Source organism: Emcibacteraceae bacterium, assembly GCA_041396985.1.
In the GTDB taxonomy this organism is placed as follows: Bacteria; Pseudomonadota; Alphaproteobacteria; order Sphingomonadales; family Emcibacteraceae; genus Pseudemcibacter.
Genome location: JAWKXO010000002.1, coordinates 158,090 through 179,405 on the forward strand (window position 1 = coordinate 158,090; position 21,316 = coordinate 179,405).

Below are 21,316 nucleotides of genomic sequence, written 5' to 3' on the forward strand. Positions count from 1 at the left end.
ATGGTCAAATCCTTTACCCGGTTTTTTATTCTCTGCTTCTTTTTTCCGATGAATATGGTCTGCGCACAGGAACATCCGGAAATTGACCGGGAAATGAATGAGGCATTAAATACTATTGTCGCACAGGCAATTCCGGGAATTTCAGTTGCTGTCGCCAATAGCAATGGTGTTATCTGGTCTGGTGCCGCAGGTTATTCCAACATTAATGACGGTGTAACGCTATCCCAATCACACTTGTTGGGAATTGGTGATATCAGCAATCAATTTGTCGGGACTGTTCTTTTGCAAATGGCTCATGAAGGAATCATTGACCTGAATACAACGCCCAAATCCATTTTGGGTGATTTGGTTGCAAATATTGAAAATGCCGATACAGCAACACTTTACCAGCTTATGAATAATACAAGTGGAATTTATTCATGGTCTGACGATGAAGACTGGGCCAGAAGGGGGCGCGGTATTCAGCTTAATCCCCATTATCAATGGCGACGGGACGAAGTATTACAATATATAACAAAGGATCTCCACCAGGCCGTCAATAGGCCAGGTGAAAACCGCCACTATTCCAAAAGCAATTATACGATACTTGGACTGATTATTGAAAAAATTACCGGAGGGCCGCTTGAACAGGAAGTTAGAAACCGGATCCTCACCCCTTTAAACCTCACACACACATATTATGATACGTACGAAACATTGCCCGATGGCGGACTTGCGGGCAGTTATCATCTTGGTACCAATCAGTTTATTTCAAAAGTCGGGATTAACGCGGATTTCGAAACTGAATCCAATCAGTTTATAAACACATCGGGAACAAGTTTATCAGCTGAAGGACTTGCGGGAGGTATTGTAACCACCCCCCGTGAACTAGCCGTTTTCGCGACAGCACTTTGGAATGGAAAAATCATTAATGAAAATGATCTGAAATCTATCCTACCAGAAAAAATAAATGGCCATACCGGTATTCATAGCGAAATACTAGGGTTTACAGCCGATATCCGAAAAATAGAGAATAGCGATATTATCATCGTCTCCATGATTAATCTCGGGGCCGTCAATTCAGGGAAAAGTCCGGTAAAAGACTATCTGGACAGCTATATGGATAAAATTCTGGTTCCCATTGCTAAAAAATATGCGCCGGAAAAATAAATATGCTAAACAGGCGCGAAAATTAATTCAGTCAGGACCAGAATAATGACCGCAAGCAAAAAAATCACCCTTACCAGACCGGATGACTGGCACTTACATGTTCGTGACGGCGAAATTCTAAGCTCTGTTCTGGGAGACACAGCAAAAAGATTTTCGCGGGCCATTATAATGCCAAACCTTGCTGATCCGGTGACAAATACTGAGAAAGCAGAACAATACCGCGAGCGGATAATAAACGCACTTCCCAATGAATATAAACTTACTTTTGAACCGTTAATGACCCTTTATCTGACAAACAGGACATCAACTACGGAAATCAGGAAAGCCTGGGATAGCGGTTTTATACATGCCGTCAAATGGTACCCGGCAGGAGCAACGACAAATTCCGATAAGGGTGTGAGCGACATTGTTGCCTGTTATGATGTGCTTGAGGTCATGGCAGATATTGGCATGCCTCTTCTTGTTCATGGTGAAGTGACAGACCCGACAGTGGATGTATTTGACCGTGAAAAAACATTCATTGATCAGTTTCTCAGTGGCATTATTAAAAATTTTCCCACTTTGAAAGTCGTTTTTGAACATATCACCACTGAACATGCTGTTGAGTTTGTTAAAAGCGCCCCTGCAAATGTCGGCGCCACCATAACAGCGCATCATATGCTTCTGAACAGGAATGCACTTTTTACCGGCGGTATTCGCCCCCACCATTATTGCCTACCGGTATTAAAAAGAGAAAATCACAGAAAAGCCCTGGTTGAGGCGGCAACAAGTGGTAACAAAAAATTCTTCCTCGGAACGGACAGTGCCCCACATAGCCGCAAAGCCAAGGAAAATGCCTGTGGCTGTGCTGGCATTTATTCTTCTCACGGCGGCATAGAATTTTATGCCGAAATTTTTGATAAGGCCGGTGCTCTTGATAAGCTGGAAGCTTTTGCAAGTTTTCACGGCCCCGACTTTTATGGTCTGCCACGAAACCGTGATAAAATAACCCTTTCACGGAAACAGTCTCCGATACCGGAGACTATCCCATTTGGCAGTGAAAGTTGTGTCCCATTGCGCGCTGGCGGCACCCTTGAATGGGTACTAGACTAAAAGAATAAATCAACAATCCCGTGTGCATAGGCCATACTGCTGAATTCATCACCATCATCGCGGTTTCTCAGAACCAGCAATGAGAAATTCTTTGACGGAATACGGTAAAAGATATTTCTAAAGCCGATTGAGCTGCCGGTGTGATAAATAATATCCATACCTTTATATGTTTCCAGTCGCCAGCCAAATCCGTAATTCATAAATTCGCCGTCGTTGGTTTTATAATTTGTAAAGGCCATATCAAGATATTTCTGACCAAGCAGCTGGTTTGTATAAAGTGACTGATCCCATTTATACATATCTTCAAGATTAGTATAAATTCCCCCATCCCCGAGCACAGCGCTGGTCGGGCTTTGGTCCGTCCTGATGATATTTCCGTCCGCTTCAATGGTATAACCATAAGCCCGATTGGGAACCTCATTTATGCCGTTTTCATAGGCAAGGGTGCTATCCATATGCAGTGGATCGAAAATATTTTTCTTCAGATAATCACGAAATGGCTCACCAGTTATTTTCTCAAGAATTTGGGTCAAAATCGCATAGCCTGTGTTACTATACTGATGCTTCTCGCCAACGGCAAAATAGGCACTATCAACACCTTCCATTATATCAAGGACGTCCTTATCTTTTAACTGGCGTGTCATGCCTTCTGGTATCAGTTCCTCATAATCCTGAAGGCCGGAAGTATGATTAAGAATATTTTTAATCGTGATGGTTTTACCATAATCCGGAAACTCCGGAAAAATATCCGTCAATGTTGTCTCAAGGGTAAGCTGTCCACGCTCAATAAGCTGCAAAATGCTCATGGACGTAAATTCCTTGGTCACAGACGCCAGGCGAAAGTCGGACTTCGGCGTTACCGGAATATTTTCTTCCAGATTGGCCATGCCATAGCCCTTCTGAAAAATCACTTTGCCATCCTGAATAATCATCACGGCAGCCCCTGGAACGTCCGATCCCTGATAATCAGCAAAAATTTTGTCAACTCCCTTGAATTTCTGATCAAGGGCATTCTCATCGCCATCCATTGAGTTCTCAGAACTACAAGACATAAGCAATCCCATCACTGCTAATACTATCATTTTTTTCATAATCAATTCCCCTTTATTCCGGTAAATAACCACTGTAACAAAATTCTGCCGGCCCCGACATTATTGGCGAAACCTCATCCTTATAGGTAATCTTAAGTGTTCCACCCGGCATATTGACATATGCATAATCGGAACGAATTAGACCACGGGCACGGGCGGCCGCCACCGCAGCACATGAACCACTGCCACAGGCCATCGTCAACATTCCCGGTCTTTCCCAGACCTGAAACTTAATATGTGTATCATCAATTATTTCAGCAACCCCAATATTTGCAGATTCAGATAGCAAAGAACTGGCGGCAATTTCCGCCCCTGCCTTAGGAATATTGATGGCGTCAAAATCCTCGACAAAAAATACCAGATGCGGGTTAGCAACGTTAACCGCAACGCCATCCTGAAGACCACCGCTTTTTAGGTCTATATGTAATGTATCAGATGGTTTTGAAAGTGGTATTTTATCCCAGTCAAAAGAAATTTTTCCCATTTCAACGCTTATATTTTCACCATCCCGTTTACAGGCAAGTATCTCAAAATTTACCTCAAGTCCAAATTCATCAAGCCCAGATTCTTCAAATAACAAGAGCGCTACACACCGTGTGGCATTGCCACAGGCTTCGGCCTCCGTGCCATCCGGATTATAAATCCGCGCTCTGGCATAGGCCCCTTTTCCATGCTCTGTCACCGGCTCTATCACCATGAGCTGCTCTGCACCAACACCCGTTCCTATATTACAGATATGCCTGATTTCTTCCTTCGACGGATTAAAAGGTATCGTACGCCCATCTACAATCACAAAATGGTTCTGTAAGCCCTGCATTTTTACAAATGGACGGCCTTGTGGCGCTATATTAAACCAGTCTTTCATTTTTTATTTTCTTTTACGTATTAAAAAGCGATGCTACAGCATCTGTTACATAATCAATATTATCTTCCGTCAGGCCCGCCATATTCACCCGTCCACTCGCCATCATAAAAATACTATGGTCCTTTATCAGCGATTGAATTTGATCCGGCGTTAATGTCAGGAATGAAAACATCCCATTCTGTTCGGCAATATAGCCAAAACCGCTATTGGGGGCTTTCGCAGCCATTTTTTCGGCGAATAATATTCTCATTTTTTTAACACGACTGCGCATTTCGTCAACTTCCTTACGCCATTCTGCTTGAAGTTCCTTGTCGCCGAGAATATGAGCAACCACCGCTGCGCCATGATCAGGTGGCATCGAATATATACTTCTGACAGTCATTAACATGTGTGATGCATTAATTTTATTCAACTCAGCCGAAGCCGAAACCAGCGTAATGGCACCGGCACGGTCCCTGTACATTGCGAAATTTTTGGAAAATGAACTGGCAATAAGAACCTCAGGTAACTTCTCACTCATCAATCGCACGGCATAAGCATCTTCATCAATCCCGTTAGCAAATCCCTGATAGGCAATATCGATGAATGGAACCAATTCCCGCTTTTTCATAAATATGGCAAGCTCGTCCCATTGCTCTTTTGACAGATCAGCCCCGGACGCATTATGACAGCATCCATGAAGGATAATAACATCACCGGCAACTGCCTGCGCTAAATCCTCCATCATTTCAGTATAAAGGAACTCGCCTTTCTTTGTATCATAATAACGATATGACTTAGCCGTCAGGCCCACGCTACGCGCAATACTATGGTGATTTGGCCAGGTGGGATCTGAAATCCACAATGTCGCATCCGGTTTGCAGATTTTTATAAAATCTGTTCCAATACGGATACCACCTGTTCCTCCTGGCGCCTGAATTGTCGTTACACGTCCCTCTTTAATTGCAGAATGATTTTCCCCGAGCAGCAATTTCTGAACTTGTCTGTTATAGTCTGGATTGCCGGCGGGTGAGAGATACTCTTTGGTTTTCTGATTTGTTACCAGATATTGTTCCGCTTTTTTAACGGTTTTAAGGATTGCCGTTTCTCCGGCAGCATTTTTATAAACACCAACGCCCAAATCAACTTTATTCGGGTTTGTGCACGCGCGGTACATTGTGGAAACGAGCAGGATAGGATCATCGCCTACTTCTGATAAACCACTGAAAATCATTATTTATATTCCTTGTTTTTTGCTGTTATTTTTCTGAAATAGCGAGATTAAACCCGAGCCCCATTAGAGTCGAGCCCGACACCCATCTCATTACTTTTTGTGTTTTTTGCGAATTCTTTAGTCCGCTGATTACCTTGGCTGTCAGAAAGATCACAGCTACATCAACAAGCGAAAAGAGAATATTATCTATTGTCCCCAGAATGATGAACTGTAACCACAGCGGATATGATGCAGTAGGATCAACAAATTGCGGTAAAAATGCTATATAAAAAATGATTACCTTTGGGTTTAAAATTTCGACCATCATACTGTCAAAAAAGACTTTTTTGCTCATGCTGCTTTTAACATGAGGAAGTTCACCAACATCCAGTTTTCCACGTATGATCCCTATTCCCAGCCAGACCAGATATAGCGCCCCGCAGATTTTTAACGCCATATAGGCAAGCGGCGCATGAACAAAAATTGCCGATAATCCAGCTGCCGCTGCAATAATATGCACAAGTCCGCCAATATGTATGCCAAAAGCAGCAAAAGCGCCGCCGCGCTTGCCCTTGCTCATGGTCTGAGCGGCAGTATAGAGAATAGCCGGGCCGGGAATTAAGGCAAATATGGCCGCAGCGATGAAAAATGGAATAAGGTGTTCAATTGATGGCATTTTGCGACACTCCACTCAAAATCAAAGTTCAGTTAAATCATATTTGAGCGAACATGCCTATAAAAAAATGCGGCCCGATTAAAATGACCGGGCCGCAATTAACATTAAATAGCTTCTTAATTATTCAGCTGGCTGCTGCACAGCATCAGTTTCTGCAATTTTAACAAATCTGCTGGTAATAACACCGGCTGTCATTGCACCATTCACATTTAATGCCGTACGGGCCATGTCAATAAGCGGCTCAATAGAAATCAGCAATGCCACAATTTCCACTGGTAGTCCCATTGCCGGTAAAACAATCAGCGCCGCAAATGTTGCGCCGCCACCAACTCCGGCTACACCAAAGGAACTGATCGTTACAATCATCACCAGTGTTGCCAGGAATTGAAAATCAATGGTCACTCCTACTGTTGGTGCAACCATGACTGCAAGCATTGTCGGATATATTCCGGCACAGCCATTCTGCCCAATTGTCGCCCCAAACGTAGCGGCAATATTGGCAATAGATTTTGGAACACCCAGTTTTGTAACCTGGGCATCAACATTGAGCGGAATACAGGCAGCAGAACTTCTGGATGTGAAGGCGAATGTCAAAACCGGAAAGACCCCAGTAAAGAATTTTTTCGGGCTAAATCCTGTTAAGCTGAGCAATACACCGTGAACGACAAACATTATGCCTATTGCAATATATGACGCCACAATGAATTTTGCCAATGCGAGAATGTCCGCAAGGCTTGAGCTGGCAACAACCCTAACCATCAGTGCCATGACACCATACGGTGTAAATGACATGATCATTCTGACAAGATGCATAATAATTGACTGGGCAACATCAACAAAATGAAGGAAGGATTGCTTGTGATCTTCATTTTCCTTCATTGATTTTAATCCTGCCACACCTAAGAGAATGGCGAAGATAACAACTGAAATGATTGAAAGCGGTCTCGCACCAGCCAAATCAGAGAAAATATTTCTTGGAATAAAGGAAACCAGCATTGACGCTAGGCTTAAGTTTGAAACATCCCCCATACGCCCCTGCAGGGCTTCTGCCCGGGCCGCTTCACGCGCACCGCTGACCAGTCCTTCAGCCGTTAGGCCAAATATATCAGTGATGCCAATGGCCACTATGGATGCAATCATTGTTGTAAAAACAAGAACAGCAACAACTGATCCTCCTATTTTTCCGAGAGAGGCGACCTCATCAATTCTTACAACAGCCGCAATCATAGAAATCAGAATAAGCGGCATTATGATCATATAGAGGAGCCTGATATACCCATTGGCAATAACATTGGTCCATTCCAAAGTACCCTTAATGGTATCAGCGCCACCATCAGAATAAAGTAGTTGGAGCGCAAAACCAAATACAACTCCCGCAGCCAGTCCCATTAGCACTTTCCGCGACAGCTTCATATCCCCCTTGCTGAATCGTGCGAGCAAAAATATAAGGCCCACAAACACAGCCAGATTAACAATTACAGTAATCGACATAAATTAATTCCCTTCAAGCAAACAGCGCAGAATTCAAGCGCATTAGTCCCCAATATTAAAAATTAGAAAATCCCCAACTCCAATAGTTTATTTAAGTCTATCCGATAGAGAAGTAAATAGTCAATTTAAAATATTATTCTTAAAATTTAAAAAATTTAGTAAATATTTTCCATAATTGATTTTTATTAAAAATTAATTCTATTATTTTATTTTTTTTGTAATAATTTTTCTTTTGTTAATATGTAAATTAGCAAATTAATTCACGGCCAGCCGTAAGCATATACATTTAGACCGTCAATTCTTGCACTATTTACCTTACCCAATTGCTGGGATATAGTTATTCTCATATAGACTTTAAGCTCATCCGAAGGGGAGAAATTGATGAGAAATATCCAAATTTTAATAGCCTGCATTTTGACTTTTATTTTTAGTAGCACATCATTCGCACAGGATTATTCTAAATATAGTGAGGATGCCCTGAAAAAAATTCTTGCCGATATTGCAACGGTTGAAACTAAAGTTCTGGTGCCTATGCGCGATGGCGTCGGATTATCCACAGACATTTATAGGCCTAAAAATAGCACTGGTCCTGTCCCCACCATATTTGTACGCACACCTTATAATATGAACAAACCGGGCTTACGTACATTAAGAAATATAGTCGAGGCCGTCAGTCGCGGTTATGCCTATATCCTTCAAAATGAGCGTGGTCGCTATTTCTCGGAAGGAAAATTTGAAATTCTCGGCCACCCAAGAACGGACGGATATGACGCACTTGACTGGATTTCAGCGCAGTCCTGGTCAAATAACAAGGTTGGCACTATAGGCTGCTCATCAACTGCAGAATGGCAACTTGCACTGGCAGCCATGAACCACCCGGCTCATGCCGCTATGATCCCACAGTCATCTGGCGCAGGGATCGGTCGTGTCGGTGAGTTTTGGGAACAGGGGAACTGGTATACAGGTGGCGTCCAGCGCATTCTGTTTTTCGTGTGGCTTTACGGCGTTGATAATCCGCTTCGAGCACAAATACCAGCTGGCTTAAGCCCTGAAATACGCACACAGATTTCTGAATATAATGATCTGGAAGCAAATAAACCTGATGTGGATTGGGAAACACAAATAAATCATCTTCCCATTCAGGATCTGCTAACCAGTATGGGGGAGCCAGAAGGAACCTTTGAGGAATTTGTAAAACGCACCCCCGCATCCCCCGAATGGTTTAAAGGCGGCCTTTACCATGATGATGAGAAATGGGGTGTTCCTGCTCTCTGGTTTAATGCATGGTATGATGTATCAAAAGGCCCCAACATGGCATTATTTAATCTTGCAAGGAAGAATGGCGTGGATGAAGAAACCCGCAATAACCAATATGTGGTGGCTGCCCCAAATCCGCATTGTCAGTTTGACAGACTTGGTCCTGATTATGTGGTTGGTGAACGCAATATAGGCGATACGAGCTTTGATGTTGATGGCATGGTTTATAGCTGGTTTGATAAATGGCTTAAGGGGGACAAGGATGCCTTTGATCCCAAAACACCTCATGTTCAATATTATACTATGGGGGCAAACAAATGGCAGGGCGATGACCAATGGCCGCCTAAAGCCGCAAAGGAAATGAAGCTATATCTCCGTTCCGGCGGAAATGCCAACAGCATTTATGGTGATGGAACGCTCAGCTTTGATCCACCAACGGGCGAAGGATCAGACAGTTATAATTATGATCCGATGATACCGGTAAAAACCATTGGTGGCGGTGACTGCTGTAACGGTGGACTTGTCATTCCCGGGGCCTATGACCAGCGCACAATTGAAGCACGCAATGACGTTTTGGTCTATACCAGCGATCCGCTGGAAGAACCATTGGAGGTCACTGGCTTTATTGATGCAGTTCTGCATGTATCATCTGACGCAAAAGATACGGACTTTGCCGTTAAACTTGTCGATGTGGCGCCGGACAGTACCGCCTATATCATTGACGATACTATTTTCCGTGCCCGCTACCGTGAAGGGTATGATAAAAAGGTTCTGATGAAAAAGGGCGAAATATATAAAATTGATATGACCCCTATGACGACGAGCAATGAATTTGAAAAAGGGCACAGGATCCGCGTTGAGGTAACATCATCCAATTTTCCAAAATTTGCCAGAAATCTCAATACCGGCGGCAATAATTATGATGAAAAGGTTGGTGTTGTTGCTCATAACACAATTCATTTATCAAAAGAGCATCCGTCATATATTGTTTTGCCAATAGTGAAATAGACCAAAAAATATTGAGGCCCGCCAGTCAATACACTCGCGAGCCTCTGATTAGAATTTTATTTTTACCGTTGACTGTATATTACTCAGCTCCCGCTTGTTTTGGAGAAAGTATCCATAATACAAGGGCAACCAAAATAAGAGCCGGGACATCACCCAGCATATGGCCCATTTCATTACCGTCCGTTACTGCCTGTACTCCCATGATGATGCCATGGGCAAGACTTGACCAGATGGTAAAGGAAATCAGACTTGCATGTTCTGCCGGATTTTTGGACGCCATGATCAGGAATATTCCAAGCACGAAATAAATACCGCAAATCATCTGCAGATAATATTCACCACCACCCCCATGCCAGACCCAGCCTGCCGGCCAGACAAGACCCAATGGATATACAAATAAAAAGATAATTCCGAAGACTTTTAGAGCGAGCTTGAGATAGCTCTCACGTGTTTCATTGTTCATAATCACTCCCCTTTTGTTATAAAAAACTCAAAACTAAGCAATTACTTCGAAAAAAATATATCACGCCATCTTTGATAAGTAAAACAATGTTAAATTGAGGGGCATTTCTTGAGAAAATAATGTCCTCAAATTACAGCACTCATAAATTTTAAATATCAAGAATTCTATATAACACCAGGGAATGCGCCGCCATCAAGCAGGATATTCTGTCCCGTCACAAAGCCGGCATTTGCCGAACAAAGCCAACCGCAGGCGGCCCCAAACTCTTCGGGACGGCCAAACCGGCCTGCCGGATTGGCCGCCATCCTGTTCTTCCGCGCTTCGTCTTCACTAATCCCTTTTGCTTTTGCCTCACCGGCAATAACCTCTGCTATACGGTCAGTTTCAAACGGTCCTGGCAATAGGTTATTTATGGTAACATTGTCTTTCACCGTGGTTCTTGATACACCGGCGACAAAGCCCGTAAGCCCCGCCCTTGCACCGTTAGACAGGCCCAGAACATTAATCGGTGCCTTGACAGCCCCTGATGTGATATTGACGATACGCCCGAATTTACGATCAATCATTCCGTCAACCACCGCTTTGATCAGCTCAATCTGCGTCAGCATATTTGAATCAAGCGCCTTGATCCATGTATCGCGGTCCCAATCCCTGAAATTTCCGGTTGGCGGCCCGCCAGCATTGTTGATCAGAATATCAGGGTCAGGGCAGGCGTCCAGGATTTTCTTACGCCCTTCTGGTGTCGTCACGTCACAGGCAACGGCGGTGACTTCGCCACCTGTTTTATCACGAATTTCCTGAGCCGCTTTTTCAAGGACCTTTTCATTGCGGCCGTTGATAAAGACATGAACACCATCGGCAGCAAGCGTCATGGCGCAGGCCTTTCCCAGCCCTTTTGATGACGCACAAATAATTGCTTTACGTCCTTTAATTCCTAAATCCATTTTTACACTCCTAATCTTATCTTTTCATTATTCCGGTTGCTGCAGCAGCCATGACAAGACCAGCCCAGCAGGGGTCAATCACTGGTACTCCGGTCAGCTTTTGCAGCCACGCCCGATGAAGCCCCATACCGGCACACCCAAGTATTATGGATTTTGCCCCATAATCATCAACCAGTTTTTTTGCCATTTTTTCAATTCTTGGTCGGGCCAGGTCTTCTATTTCTAGCTCCAGCACGCCCAGATCCAGCGGCAAATCACTCGCCAGCATTGACGTTAGTCCGGCACTGGCAATCTGTTTTTCATGACGTTTTACAGATAATTCCGATATGGACAAAATACCAAATTTACCGCCCATATTAGCGGCTAAATGCAATGAACTTTCACCGATACCGAACACTGTACTGTACCCCTCGCTTCTAAGTTCCCTGACACCCGGATCACAGAAGCAGGCAATGACATAGGCATCTGCATTTGATCTGGCGATAAATTCCCTTGTCAGTTTATCGGCAATGATTACATCCTCTGTCGTCTCAATTGCCTCAGGGGCATCGCTGATTTCTGTATAACTCAGGTCAACATTTAAAATTTCTGATGGTTCCAATAATTCCTTTTTTATCCCTTCGGTTACCGAACAGGATGAATTGGGATTAATCACTAAAATTTTTGGTCTTACAAACCGGTTCATTATTTATATACCCCAATGCTCAAAAATACTTTTATGGACATTGTTAATATGACGGGCCATTCGTGCGGAAGCCTGAACACCATCCCGCTTTTCAAGGGCGTCTATAATATCGAGATGCTCTTTGTTTCCCGGCTGCATCCGTTTGGGCAAACGTTCATGATCAAACATCGCCGTTCGACGGCGTAAATCACCAATCAGCTCAACCAACAGATCATTGCCCGATGATTTGGCAATAAGGTTATGAAACATATCATCAACATTCCTGAGCTCAATTGCTGTCACAACTCTTTTTTCAAGAAGCTTCTCGATGATGGCCCTCATCTTCTGAAGTTCTTTGGCATCAATATTGTTCGCGGCTGCTCTTGCGGCATCACATTCAAGTAATTTTCTAACATGAAGTATTTCAACAAATTCTTTTAGGCGGACCTCTCGCACAAATACCCGTCCCGCATTACGTTCTACAAGGCCCTCTGCCTCCAGTCTGTTGATGGCTTCCCGCACCGGTGTTCTGGAAACATTAAGAAGTTCCGCCAGGCGTCTTTCCTGCAACGGATCGCCATAGGAAAGATTGCCATTTAGGATCATTTCACTGATAATACGATAAGTCCGTTCACCCAGATTATCATTTTCGTCTTCAAGTGCCTGATATTCCTGCAATTTATCTTTAATTTCCAACATGCTGGATTCTGTGGGTGTAAGCATTCATTCGCCCTCTTGATTATTTGGTATTCTGATGGTATACCAAATGAATACCAATTTCAATTCATAAAATATTTTGCTTAATCTAATGCATATAAAAGGCTGACAACATGACTAAAAAATACGATATGGTGATCAGAAACGGGCATACTGTGACGGACCGGGAAAAGGTAAAACAGGATGTCGGCATTATAAATGGCAAAATTGCCACACTTGGTGAAATCCCCGAAACGGGGAAACATGAAATTGATGCCGAAGGTCTTCTTATTCTGCCTGGTGGAATTGACGCCCATTGCCATATTGAACAAAAATCTTCTTCCGGGATTATGACAGCCGATGATTTTTATAGCGGTTCGGTCTCTGCTGCCTTTGGCGGCACAACCACATTACTGCCCTTCGCTGCCCAGCACCGGGGGCAAAGCCTACGTGAGGTGGTTGATGATTATATGGCCTGCGCCAAACCAAAAGCGGTCATTGATTATGGCTTTCATCTAATTATATCCGACGCTTCGGATGCCATCATCGGACAGGAGCTGCCCGCCATGATTGAGGACGGCATCACTTCTTTCAAAATATATATGACCTATAATGATCTTAAACTTGATGATTATGAAATATTGAATGTCCTGGCGGCGGCAAGACGGGAACAGGCCATGGTCATGATCCACGCTGAAAACCATGATGTTATCCGCTGGATTACAGATAAGCTTCTTGATCAGGGCTGCGGCGCGCCAAAATATCATGCCATTGCCCATGCCCGCATTGCTGAAAAGGAAGCAACCCACCGCGCCATATCACTGGCAGAGCTTCTTGATACACCAATGCTGATTGTTCACGTTTCTTCAGAAGCGGCTCTGAATGAAATACGACGAGCTCAGGAAAGGGGGCTTAAAATTTACGGGGAAACCTGCCCCCAATATTTATTTTTAACAATTGACGATCTTGATAAGGAAGGCATGGATGGCGCTATGTATTGTTGTAGTCCGCCGCCGCGTGACAGGGAAAGCCAGGAGGCAATCTGGAAAGGGTTGATTGACGGGTCATTCACCGTCTTTTCATCAGATCACGCCCCATACAGGTTTGACAGCTCTGGCAAACTTGCCGCTGGACCAAATCCTACATTTGACAAAATAGCCAATGGAGTTCCAGGACTGGAAATCAGAATGCCATTATTATTTTCGGAAGGGGTCAATAAAGGGCGCATGAATATTCACCGTTTTGTTGAGGTGACATCGACAAATGCGGCAAAAACATATGGCCTTTACCCGCAGAAAGGAACAATTGCTATCGGATCCGATGCGGACCTAGCAATATGGGATCCTGAAAAACAGGTAAAAATAAGTGCTTCCTCGATACACGATAATATGGACTACACGCCATATGAAGGAATGATAGCTACCGGCTGGCCGACAACAGTGATCAGCCGCGGTCGTATTGTCATTGAAAATGAAGAACTGAAAGTGGAAAGAGGGTCCGGCCAGTACCTAAGACGCGCCCGACCAGACGCCGCCAAACCCCTTGGCAGACTGGTTCCGGAAATGGACCCACGGAAAAACTTTGATGCCAAATTTATTTAAGGATCAGCAAAATGACTAAGTTACTCAATGAAAAAGCGAACGGTGTTTATATAATTTCGGCGACCCCGTTTAATGAAGATGGTTCAATTGATATGGACAGTGCCGACAGCCTGACTGATTTTTATCTGGAAAAAGGCGTGGATGGTATAACCATATTAGGCATCATGGGCGAAGCACCAAAATTAACTGCCGAAGAGTCAAAGGCTTTTATGAAACGCATTATAACAAGGGTAAACGGGCAGGTGCCTATAGTGGTCGGCGTCAGCAATGTCGGCATGGATAATCTTTCTGCCCTTGCCAATAGCGCAATGGATCTTGGCGCCGCCGGTGTTATGGTCGCGCCTTTTGCCGCCCATAAAACCGATGAAGCAATTTTTAATTATTTTGCCGCTGTCGATAAAGCACTTGGCTCAAAAATCCCGCTCATTTATCAGGATTATCCGCTTGCCACTAATGCCAATATTTCCGTCCCCTGTCTATTACGGATAATTCGTGAGATACCGCAAATGGTGATGCTAAAACATGAAGAATGGCCGGGGCTGTCTAAATTATCTGCCCTTCGTAAAAAAAGTGCTGATGATGACTTACGGCGAATTAGTGTTTTATGCGGTAATGGCGGACTGTTTCTGCCACAGGAATTGGCCCGTGGCGCTGATGGCGCTATGACCGGATTTGCCTTTCCTGAAATGCTTGTAGAAGTTTGTAATAAATTTGCAGATGGAGACAGTGACGGCGCCGAGAATTTATATGATATCTATCTTCCCCTTTTAAGATATGAACAGCAGCTTGGAATTGGTCTTGCCATCAGAAAAGAGATTTTAAAAAGAAGAGGCGCCATTAAATGTGCAATGGCACGCGCACCGGGGCCCACCCTTACAGCAGAAGACCATCGGGACATTGACAGTCTGCTAAGAAGGCTGGATAAAAGACTGGCGTCTCTAAATTAATGGTAGGGAAAAATAGGATAAGGAAAATACATTAATGCGCCGCACTTTCGCCTTCGCAAATCTTATCCTCCTTTTGTTGGCCTATCCCTTGTCTGCGTTTGCCCAGTCAGGGACAGACAAAGCAATAATTGTCGGTGCCAATATTGGTAATGTGCCTTGGGAATTTCAGGATACTAACGGTGAATTTATAGGATTTGAAATTGATCTGGTTAAGGAGATTGCCAAACGACTTAACCGGGAAATTAATATACTCAATGTTCCATTCAACGGTCTTTTTTCTGCGGTTCAGTCGGGCCGTATTGATATCGCCATTTCGTCTATTGGTATAACCGAAAAAAGGCTGGAATCAATGTCTTTTACCCAGCCCTATTATGACAGTGATCAGTCACTGACCACGATAAAGGGAAATGGAATTAATAGCCTGGAAGATTTAAGAGGCCAGATCGTCGCCGTTGATACAGGGTCAACTGGCGATATGTGGGCCACCGCCAACCAGCAAAAATATGGCTTTGCCGAAATTCGCCGTTATGAAGGGTTGGCACCAGCGATGCTTGATGTCGCCATTGGTCGGGTCAAAGGATATATAAGTGACATTCCAGCCCTTCTTTACTATACGAAAGACAAACCCAATCTTGAAGTGGTGGAACGGATTCCAACCGGCGGACGCTATGCATTGATGATGGCAAAAAATAAGCCGCTGGTTAGCGAAGTAAATGCCGTTATCTCTACCTTGAAGGAGGAAGGGTTTATCAATTCTCTTCATAAGAAATGGTTCGGCGTAGTCGCAGACCCTGCAACGTCAACCATAGAAATAGTCGATATGCCTTCGGCAAATAACGGCAATCTTCTGAATTTCTTCGATACTTTCTTAAATAAACAGGTCTTTCTTCAGACTTACCCAATGCTTATTGCCGGACTTATTACAACAATTCAGCTTGGTCTTTTAAGCATCATATCGGGCCTGGTACTGGGATTAATATTATCCCTCATCCGCTTATATGCGGCAAGGCCTCTTCAGGCTATTGTAAAAGTCTATATTGATATCTTCCGCTCTATTCCGCTTCTGGTTCTGCTTATTATTATCTTTTATGCCCTACCATTTATCGGTTTAAATCTGTCACCTTTTTCCGCAGCAGCCGTATCGCTGACCCTGGTTTCCGGGGCCTATACTGCTGAAATTTTCAGGGCCGGCATTGAAGCCATTCCCAAAGGGCAGTTTGAAGCGTCTGAAGCCCTTGGGCTTGGTTATCGTCATATGATGGGGGATGTTATCCTGCCACAAGCAATCAAGATTGTAATTCCGCCACTTACAAATAACTGTATCAATGTAATTAAGGATACGGCACTGGCGTCCGTTGTGGCAATGCCGGACCTTCTTAAACAGGCAACACAGGCCCAGGCCGTTGCTGCAAACCCGACCCCCCTAATTGCCGCAGCGCTCATTTATCTTATGTTTTTACTCCCACTTGTTCTCTGGGTTTCAAAACTTGAAAAAAGATATAAACAGGAGGGCGCAAAATGACAACACTGATCAGGCTTGAAAATGTCAACAAACATTATGGGTCATTCCAGGCCCTCAACAACATAAATCTGGAAATCAAAGAGGGGGAGGTCGTCTGCGTTATTGGCCCATCAGGCTCTGGCAAATCAACAATCATCCGCTGCATAAACCTGCTTGAACAATATGATGCAGACGGGAAAATAACTGTTGAAAATATGCCCGTTCAAAAAGGCAAAGATCTTAAACAGGTTCGAGCTGAAGTCGGTATGGTCTTTCAGAATTTTAATCTGTTTCCGCACCTGACCATAATACAGAATGTCATGTTAGCACCTCTTCGGGTCAGAAGACTGTCACAGGAACAGGCTGAAACATTGGCCCTTTCCCTGCTCGGCAAGGTCGGAATTGCCGAACAGGCAAAAAAATATCCTGCTCAATTATCCGGCGGTCAACAGCAACGTGTCGCCATTGCACGGGCGCTGGCGATGGAACCAAAGGCACTGCTCTTTGATGAACCCACATCTGCCCTTGACCCTGAAATGGTGGGTGAAGTTCTTGACGTAATCAGGAAATTAGCAGATACCGGGGTGACAATGATTATTGTCACCCATGAAATGGGTTTTGCCCGGCAGGTTGCGGACAGGGTCATATTTATGGATTGCGGGCAAATAGTGGAGCAGGGAACACCAGCAGAATTGTTTGATAATCCAAAAGAGATCAGAACCCGCAATTTTTTAAAAGCCGTATTAAATCATTAAACCAAAGGAAAATTAAGTGGCATTAAATATGAACTATGTTCGGGACCAGTTTCCCGGCCTTAAAAGTGAGTGGGCATTTATGGACAATGCTGGCGGATCACAAATCCTTAAAGGCTGTGTTGATAAGATAACCGACTATTATTATTCAAACAATGTTCAGCTCGGCGGAAGTTATCAGGTATCTCAGGACGCCCTTAAAGCTTTTACCAATGGCAGAGAAAATATCGCCACTTTTTTTAATGCAGCAAAGCCGGAAGAAATTGTTTTTGGTCCTTCAACAACAGTGCTACTTCAATTTCTATCCAAATCCATGGCCAGTCAGTTTCGAGCTGGCGATGAAGTGATCGTGACCATAACAGATCATGAAAGCAATATCGGTCCCTGGGTCTGGCTTGAAGAGCGGGGGGTCAGAATTAAATTCTGGCCCATGAATAAAGAAACATATGAGCTCGAGCTTGAAGCGCTCGATGCTCTCATGACCGAAAAAACTAAACTTGTCGCCTTCACCCACGTATCAAACCTGCTTGGTACCATTAACGATGTTAAGAAAATAACAGAGTTTGTTCATGAGCGCAGCGCCCTTGTCTGTGTTGATGCCGTCGCTTATGCCCCGCATCGCGCCGTTGATGTTCAGGATTGGAATGTCGATTTTTATGCTCTAAGCCTTTATAAAACATTCGGCCCGCATCATGCTGCCCTTTATTGCCGTTATGATCATATGCTTAATCTTGACGGCCTTTATCATTATTTTTACGGGAAAGATAAAATTCCCGCGAAACTGGAACCGGGAAACGCCAATTATGAGCTCTCCTTCGGGTCCGGCGCTATTGTCGATTATCTGGTTGCTCTTGGGGAACAGGCCGGCGCAAACGGATCAAGGCGTGAAAAACTGGAAACAGCCTATAAAGATATCGCAGCACAGGAAACAATACTTTGTGAAAAAGTCCTTTCCTATTTAAGAAAAAGAAATGATTGTACCATTCTCGGCATAAAAGACGGCCTTGATCCGCGTCGCGTACCAACAATTGCCTTTACTATAGAAGGCAAAGATCCACAAAAAATATGTCTGGAAATGGATCAACATAAAATTGCCATCCGCTTTGGTGATTTTCATGCACGGCGCCTTGCCGATAGTCTTAACATAAGTAAGGATAATGGGGCAGTCCGCATCTCCCTGACGCATTATAATACTGTGGAGGAGATAGAAAAACTGATCCGTGCCCTTGATATGGTGCTAACCAAATAAAGCTTCGCTGATTTCATTGAGAATTATTGGATCATCTAGTGTCGCCGGGATCGAATACTCCTCCTTTCCGGCTATGCTGCTCATCACCCGTCTGAGAATTTTACCCGATCTCGTCTTGGGGAGCCGTTTGACAATAACCGCTGTTTTAAATGAGGCCACGGCACCAATTTCCTGACGGATAGCCTTTACCGCCTCATTGATAATCTCATCATGAGGTTTTAAAACATTGTTTTTTAAAACCAGAAAGCCGTATGGTACCTGACCTTTTAAGTCGTCCTGGACGCCCACAACAGCACATTCTGCCACTTCAGGAAGGTTGGCAAGAACCTCTTCCATAGAACCAGTGGATAACCTGTGACCGGCAACATTGATCACATCATCGGTCCGCCCCATAATATATAAATAGCCGTCTTCATCTTTATGTCCGGCATCGCCGGTCAGATAAAACCCTTCAAACTCGGAAAAATAGGTATCAATACAGCGTTTATCATTCTTCCAGATCGTAAGCATAGCTCCAGGTGGAAGCGGCTCCTTCACGACAATATTACCAAGTTCGCCAGCCGCCACTTCGACACCTTCATCGTTAAGAATACGAACATCATAGCCCGGTGATGGTTTGCTGGGACTGCCATATTTAACAGGTAAATGTTCTATCCCCATAAAATTGGCACAAATTGACCAGGCGGTTTCCGTCTGCCACCAGTGATCTATAACCGGCACCTTTAAAATATCCTCTGACCATTTTACTGTATCCGGATCCGCTCTCTCCCCGGCAAGGAATAAGGTTTTAAAATGGCTTAAATCATAGTTGCTCAAAAGCTCTGCTTTTGGATCTTCCCGTTTTATGGCACGGATCGCAGTCGGGGCCACAAATAGCGCATTTACCTTATGATCCGAAATCACCCTCCAGAAAGCACCGGCATCCGGGGTACCGACCGGCTTCCCTTCATATAAAATGCTCGTGCAGCCACGAATAAGCGGTCCATAAACGATATATGAATGACCGACCACCCAGCCAATATCTGAAGCGGCCCAATATACATCCCCCGGGTCCATGTTATAAACATTCTTCATGCTCCAGTTCATGGCCACCAAATGCCCCCCGTTATCACGAACGATCCCTTTTGGCGTTCCAGTGGTTCCTGATGTATAAAGTATATAGAGCGGGTCTGTTGCCGATAAAACCTCACAAGCCGCCGGCTTGGCTATTTCCATCTGCTCTGACCAGATAAAATCCCGCCCGGGAATTATGGACACGTCACATTCAGGACGCTCAACAATAATTGTGTTAATCGTTGATTTAGCAAAATCCTGTGCTTCATCAAGTAGCGGTTTATATTGGATTATTTTACCTGGTTCCAGCCCGCAAGACGCCGTAACGATAACTTTCGGCTCGGCATCAATGATACGTTTTGCCAGCTCCATTGCCGCAAAGCCGCCGAAAACAACAGTGTGAACTGCTCCAATACGTGAACAGGCAAGCATGGCAATAACCGCTTCCGGGATCATCGGCATATAAAGAAGCACCCGGTCACCTTTTTCAACGCCAATAGATTTAAGCACCCCGGCGAAGGTTTCGACTTGAGAAAGCAGCTCCTGATATGTAAACATAATTATAATTCCGGTCATCGCACTATCATAAATCAGGGCGATCCGGTCTCCGTGTCCTGCCTCGACATGACGATCAAGGGCATTATAACAGCTATTGGTTTGGGCCCCTGAATACCACCTGTAAAGCGGTGCATTGGATTGGTCCAATACCTGATCCCACTTTTTATACCAGCTTATATCAGTTGCCGCTTCCTCCCAAAAAGCCTCGGGCTCCATTTGCCATTTTTTATATGTTTCTTCGTATGATTTTAGCGACATTTTATCTTCTTAAAATTATGTAATTCTTTAAAATCACTGTAATGCCCCTCATAATTTTGACAAGGCACTTATTTATGGCTCTGACAAATTTAATTTTCTTTTTGACTTTCCTTAAAGATGGCCAATTGGGCCGCGAATGCTCGGCCGAAAGCTGGCCTGGCTTCCCCTCTAGTCACATATTCATATAAATTCTGATATTCTTCCAGTAAGCCAGAATTTTTTAATCTCCGAAGAACGGTCACCATCATTAAATCCCCCGCACTGAACATATCATCAAGCCATTCTTTTCTTCCAAGCCGCTCTGATAATCTTTTCAGCCGGGCTCGTATCCGGTCTTTAAGCATCGGCTTTCTTTCATCAAACCAGTCTTTATCTCTTTCAAAATAGCCGGCAGTCTCAAGATCCAGAATGGGCGGTTCAATTGTACTCACTGCTGCAAACATCCAGCTCACAGCCCTTGCCCTTGCCTGTTCTTCTTCTGGCAACAGACCTCTATGAGACATTGCAATTTGGTGCACTATCGCACCTGATTCAAATAGCGCCAGATTTCCTTCCTCATAGGTAGGGATCTGACCAAATGGCTGAAGCGTAAGATGTGGTGTTTCTTTCATTTCTTCAAATGTAACCAGACGAACGTCGTAAGGCTGGTTAACCTCTTCAAAAGCCCATCGGACCGGCATGTCTCGGGCCATACCCTTACCGCCGTCCGGGGATGCTTTAAAAGCTGTTATTGTGGGAATCATTCGTACACTCATTTATTGTTGATTATGGAAAAATAAATTAACAGGATAATAAGACTTTATACGTTA

At 44.2% G+C, this 21,316-nt stretch carries 19 protein-coding genes; 8 read left to right on the plus strand and 11 right to left on the minus strand.

The features are described 5' to 3' along the window. The gene (locus R3D86_05375; protein ID MEZ5757634.1) at positions 1 to 1,149 is read left to right on the plus strand and encodes a serine hydrolase domain-containing protein; all 1,149 of its coding nucleotides are present in this window, start codon (positions 1 to 3) and stop codon (positions 1,147 to 1,149) included. 45 nt (positions 1,150 to 1,194) lie between these two features. After that, on the plus strand, positions 1,195 to 2,241 hold the full coding sequence (gene pyrC / locus R3D86_05380; protein ID MEZ5757635.1) for a dihydroorotase: 1,047 nt from the start codon (positions 1,195 to 1,197) through the stop codon (positions 2,239 to 2,241). Here pyrC and R3D86_05385 read toward each other — a convergent pair. The 5 genes from R3D86_05385 to R3D86_05405 all read right to left on the minus strand — a co-directional run bounded on the left by R3D86_05385 (position 2,238) and on the right by R3D86_05405 (position 7,556). Next, positions 2,238 to 3,332 carry a serine hydrolase domain-containing protein gene (locus R3D86_05385; protein ID MEZ5757636.1) on the minus strand — a complete coding sequence of 365 codons (1,095 nt, stop codon included), beginning with the start codon at positions 3,330 to 3,332 and terminating at the stop codon, positions 2,238 to 2,240. The genes pyrC and R3D86_05385 overlap by 4 nt on opposite strands. A 13-nt stretch (positions 3,333 to 3,345) precedes the next feature. Then, positions 3,346 to 4,197 (minus strand): diaminopimelate epimerase, encoded by an 852-nt coding sequence (gene dapF, locus R3D86_05390; GenBank protein MEZ5757637.1) that lies wholly within the window; start codon positions 4,195 to 4,197, stop codon positions 3,346 to 3,348. Between the two features lie 13 nt (positions 4,198 to 4,210). Then, positions 4,211 to 5,410: an amino acid aminotransferase gene (locus R3D86_05395; GenBank protein MEZ5757638.1), complete on the minus strand. Its 1,200-nt coding sequence runs from the start codon at positions 5,408 to 5,410 to the stop codon at positions 4,211 to 4,213. Between the two features lie 25 nt (positions 5,411 to 5,435). Further along, positions 5,436 to 6,065: a LysE family translocator gene (locus R3D86_05400; protein MEZ5757639.1), complete on the minus strand. Its 630-nt coding sequence runs from the start codon at positions 6,063 to 6,065 to the stop codon at positions 5,436 to 5,438. Positions 6,066 to 6,185: 120 nt separating this feature from the next. Continuing rightward, a complete protein-coding gene (locus R3D86_05405) occupies positions 6,186 to 7,556 on the minus strand; it encodes a cation:dicarboxylase symporter family transporter (GenBank protein MEZ5757640.1) in 1,371 nt (456 codons plus the stop codon). A gap of 381 nt (positions 7,557 to 7,937) precedes the next feature. Here R3D86_05405 and R3D86_05410 point away from each other — a divergent pair, with 381 nt between their 5' ends. Then, the gene (locus R3D86_05410) at positions 7,938 to 9,821 is read left to right on the plus strand and encodes a CocE/NonD family hydrolase (GenBank protein MEZ5757641.1); all 1,884 of its coding nucleotides are present in this window, start codon (positions 7,938 to 7,940) and stop codon (positions 9,819 to 9,821) included. Between the two features lie 79 nt (positions 9,822 to 9,900). Here R3D86_05410 and R3D86_05415 read toward each other — a convergent pair whose 3' ends face one another. The 4 genes from R3D86_05415 to R3D86_05430 all read right to left on the minus strand — a co-directional run bounded on the left by R3D86_05415 (position 9,901) and on the right by R3D86_05430 (position 12,615). Next, positions 9,901 to 10,284: a DUF6632 domain-containing protein gene (locus R3D86_05415; GenBank protein MEZ5757642.1), complete on the minus strand. Its 384-nt coding sequence runs from the start codon at positions 10,282 to 10,284 to the stop codon at positions 9,901 to 9,903. Positions 10,285 to 10,448: 164 nt separating this feature from the next. After that, positions 10,449 to 11,228, minus strand: coding sequence for an SDR family oxidoreductase (locus R3D86_05420; GenBank protein ID MEZ5757643.1), 780 nt, complete (start codon positions 11,226 to 11,228; stop codon positions 10,449 to 10,451). A gap of 16 nt (positions 11,229 to 11,244) precedes the next feature. Next, positions 11,245 to 11,913, minus strand: a complete 669-nt coding sequence (locus R3D86_05425; GenBank protein ID MEZ5757644.1) for an aspartate/glutamate racemase family protein — start codon at positions 11,911 to 11,913, stop codon at positions 11,245 to 11,247. Between the two features lie 3 nt (positions 11,914 to 11,916). After that, on the minus strand, positions 11,917 to 12,615 hold the full coding sequence (locus R3D86_05430; GenBank protein ID MEZ5757645.1) for a GntR family transcriptional regulator: 699 nt from the start codon (positions 12,613 to 12,615) through the stop codon (positions 11,917 to 11,919). 107 nt (positions 12,616 to 12,722) lie between these two features. Here R3D86_05430 and hydA point away from each other — a divergent pair, with 107 nt between their 5' ends. Genes hydA through R3D86_05455 form a run of 5 tightly spaced genes read left to right on the plus strand, consistent with a single transcriptional unit; the run spans position 12,723 to position 18,638 of the window. Next, entirely contained in the window at positions 12,723 to 14,189 is a 1,467-nt protein-coding gene (gene hydA / locus R3D86_05435; protein MEZ5757646.1) for a dihydropyrimidinase, read from the plus strand. A gap of 11 nt (positions 14,190 to 14,200) precedes the next feature. After that, positions 14,201 to 15,136: a dihydrodipicolinate synthase family protein gene (locus tag R3D86_05440; GenBank protein MEZ5757647.1), complete on the plus strand. Its 936-nt coding sequence runs from the start codon at positions 14,201 to 14,203 to the stop codon at positions 15,134 to 15,136. A 34-nt stretch (positions 15,137 to 15,170) separates the two neighbouring features. Next, positions 15,171 to 16,658: an ABC transporter substrate-binding protein/permease gene (locus tag R3D86_05445; GenBank protein MEZ5757648.1), complete on the plus strand. Its 1,488-nt coding sequence runs from the start codon at positions 15,171 to 15,173 to the stop codon at positions 16,656 to 16,658. Then, entirely contained in the window at positions 16,655 to 17,392 is a 738-nt protein-coding gene (locus R3D86_05450; GenBank protein MEZ5757649.1) for an amino acid ABC transporter ATP-binding protein, read from the plus strand. The genes R3D86_05445 and R3D86_05450 overlap by 4 nt, the downstream gene beginning before the upstream one ends. A 16-nt stretch (positions 17,393 to 17,408) precedes the next feature. Then, positions 17,409 to 18,638, plus strand: coding sequence for a cysteine desulfurase-like protein (locus R3D86_05455; protein MEZ5757650.1), 1,230 nt, complete (start codon positions 17,409 to 17,411; stop codon positions 18,636 to 18,638). Here R3D86_05455 and R3D86_05460 read toward each other — a convergent pair. Both R3D86_05460 and R3D86_05465 read right to left on the minus strand, forming a co-directional pair. Then, positions 18,627 to 20,507 (minus strand): acetate--CoA ligase, encoded by a 1,881-nt coding sequence (locus R3D86_05460; protein ID MEZ5757651.1) that lies wholly within the window; start codon positions 20,505 to 20,507, stop codon positions 18,627 to 18,629. The two genes, R3D86_05455 and R3D86_05460, sit on opposite strands and share 12 nt — an antisense overlap. An 89-nt stretch (positions 20,508 to 20,596) precedes the next feature. Next, a complete protein-coding gene (locus R3D86_05465; GenBank protein MEZ5757652.1) occupies positions 20,597 to 21,250 on the minus strand; it encodes a glutathione S-transferase family protein in 654 nt (217 codons plus the stop codon). Positions 21,251 to 21,316 lie beyond the last annotated feature (66 nt).

What these genes read in the sequence shown, in the direction of transcription:
- R3D86_05375 (MEZ5757634.1), top strand. Translation starts at nt 1, where the DNA reads ATGGTCAAATCCTTTACCCGGTTTTTTATTCTCTGCTTCTTTTTTCCG.
- hydA (MEZ5757646.1), top strand. Translation starts at nt 12,723, where the DNA reads ATGACTAAAAAATACGATATGGTGATCAGAAACGGGCATACTGTGACG.
- R3D86_05450 (MEZ5757649.1), top strand. Translation starts at nt 16,655, where the DNA reads ATGACAACACTGATCAGGCTTGAAAATGTCAACAAACATTATGGGTCA.
- R3D86_05425 (MEZ5757644.1), bottom strand. Translation starts at nt 11,913, where the DNA reads ATGAACCGGTTTGTAAGACCAAAAATTTTAGTGATTAATCCCAATTCA.
- R3D86_05445 (MEZ5757648.1), top strand. Translation starts at nt 15,171, where the DNA reads ATGCGCCGCACTTTCGCCTTCGCAAATCTTATCCTCCTTTTGTTGGCC.
- R3D86_05440 (MEZ5757647.1), top strand. Translation starts at nt 14,201, where the DNA reads ATGACTAAGTTACTCAATGAAAAAGCGAACGGTGTTTATATAATTTCG.
- dapF (MEZ5757637.1), bottom strand. Translation starts at nt 4,197, where the DNA reads ATGAAAGACTGGTTTAATATAGCGCCACAAGGCCGTCCATTTGTAAAA.
- R3D86_05430 (MEZ5757645.1), bottom strand. Translation starts at nt 12,615, where the DNA reads ATGCTTACACCCACAGAATCCAGCATGTTGGAAATTAAAGATAAATTG.
- pyrC (MEZ5757635.1), top strand. Translation starts at nt 1,195, where the DNA reads ATGACCGCAAGCAAAAAAATCACCCTTACCAGACCGGATGACTGGCAC.
- R3D86_05385 (MEZ5757636.1), bottom strand. Translation starts at nt 3,332, where the DNA reads ATGAAAAAAATGATAGTATTAGCAGTGATGGGATTGCTTATGTCTTGT.
- R3D86_05395 (MEZ5757638.1), bottom strand. Translation starts at nt 5,410, where the DNA reads ATGATTTTCAGTGGTTTATCAGAAGTAGGCGATGATCCTATCCTGCTC.
- R3D86_05405 (MEZ5757640.1), bottom strand. Translation starts at nt 7,556, where the DNA reads ATGTCGATTACTGTAATTGTTAATCTGGCTGTGTTTGTGGGCCTTATA.
- R3D86_05415 (MEZ5757642.1), bottom strand. Translation starts at nt 10,284, where the DNA reads ATGAACAATGAAACACGTGAGAGCTATCTCAAGCTCGCTCTAAAAGTC.
- R3D86_05460 (MEZ5757651.1), bottom strand. Translation starts at nt 20,507, where the DNA reads ATGTCGCTAAAATCATACGAAGAAACATATAAAAAATGGCAAATGGAG.
- R3D86_05465 (MEZ5757652.1), bottom strand. Translation starts at nt 21,250, where the DNA reads ATGATTCCCACAATAACAGCTTTTAAAGCATCCCCGGACGGCGGTAAG.
- R3D86_05420 (MEZ5757643.1), bottom strand. Translation starts at nt 11,228, where the DNA reads ATGGATTTAGGAATTAAAGGACGTAAAGCAATTATTTGTGCGTCATCA.
- R3D86_05410 (MEZ5757641.1), top strand. Translation starts at nt 7,938, where the DNA reads ATGAGAAATATCCAAATTTTAATAGCCTGCATTTTGACTTTTATTTTT.
- R3D86_05400 (MEZ5757639.1), bottom strand. Translation starts at nt 6,065, where the DNA reads ATGCCATCAATTGAACACCTTATTCCATTTTTCATCGCTGCGGCCATA.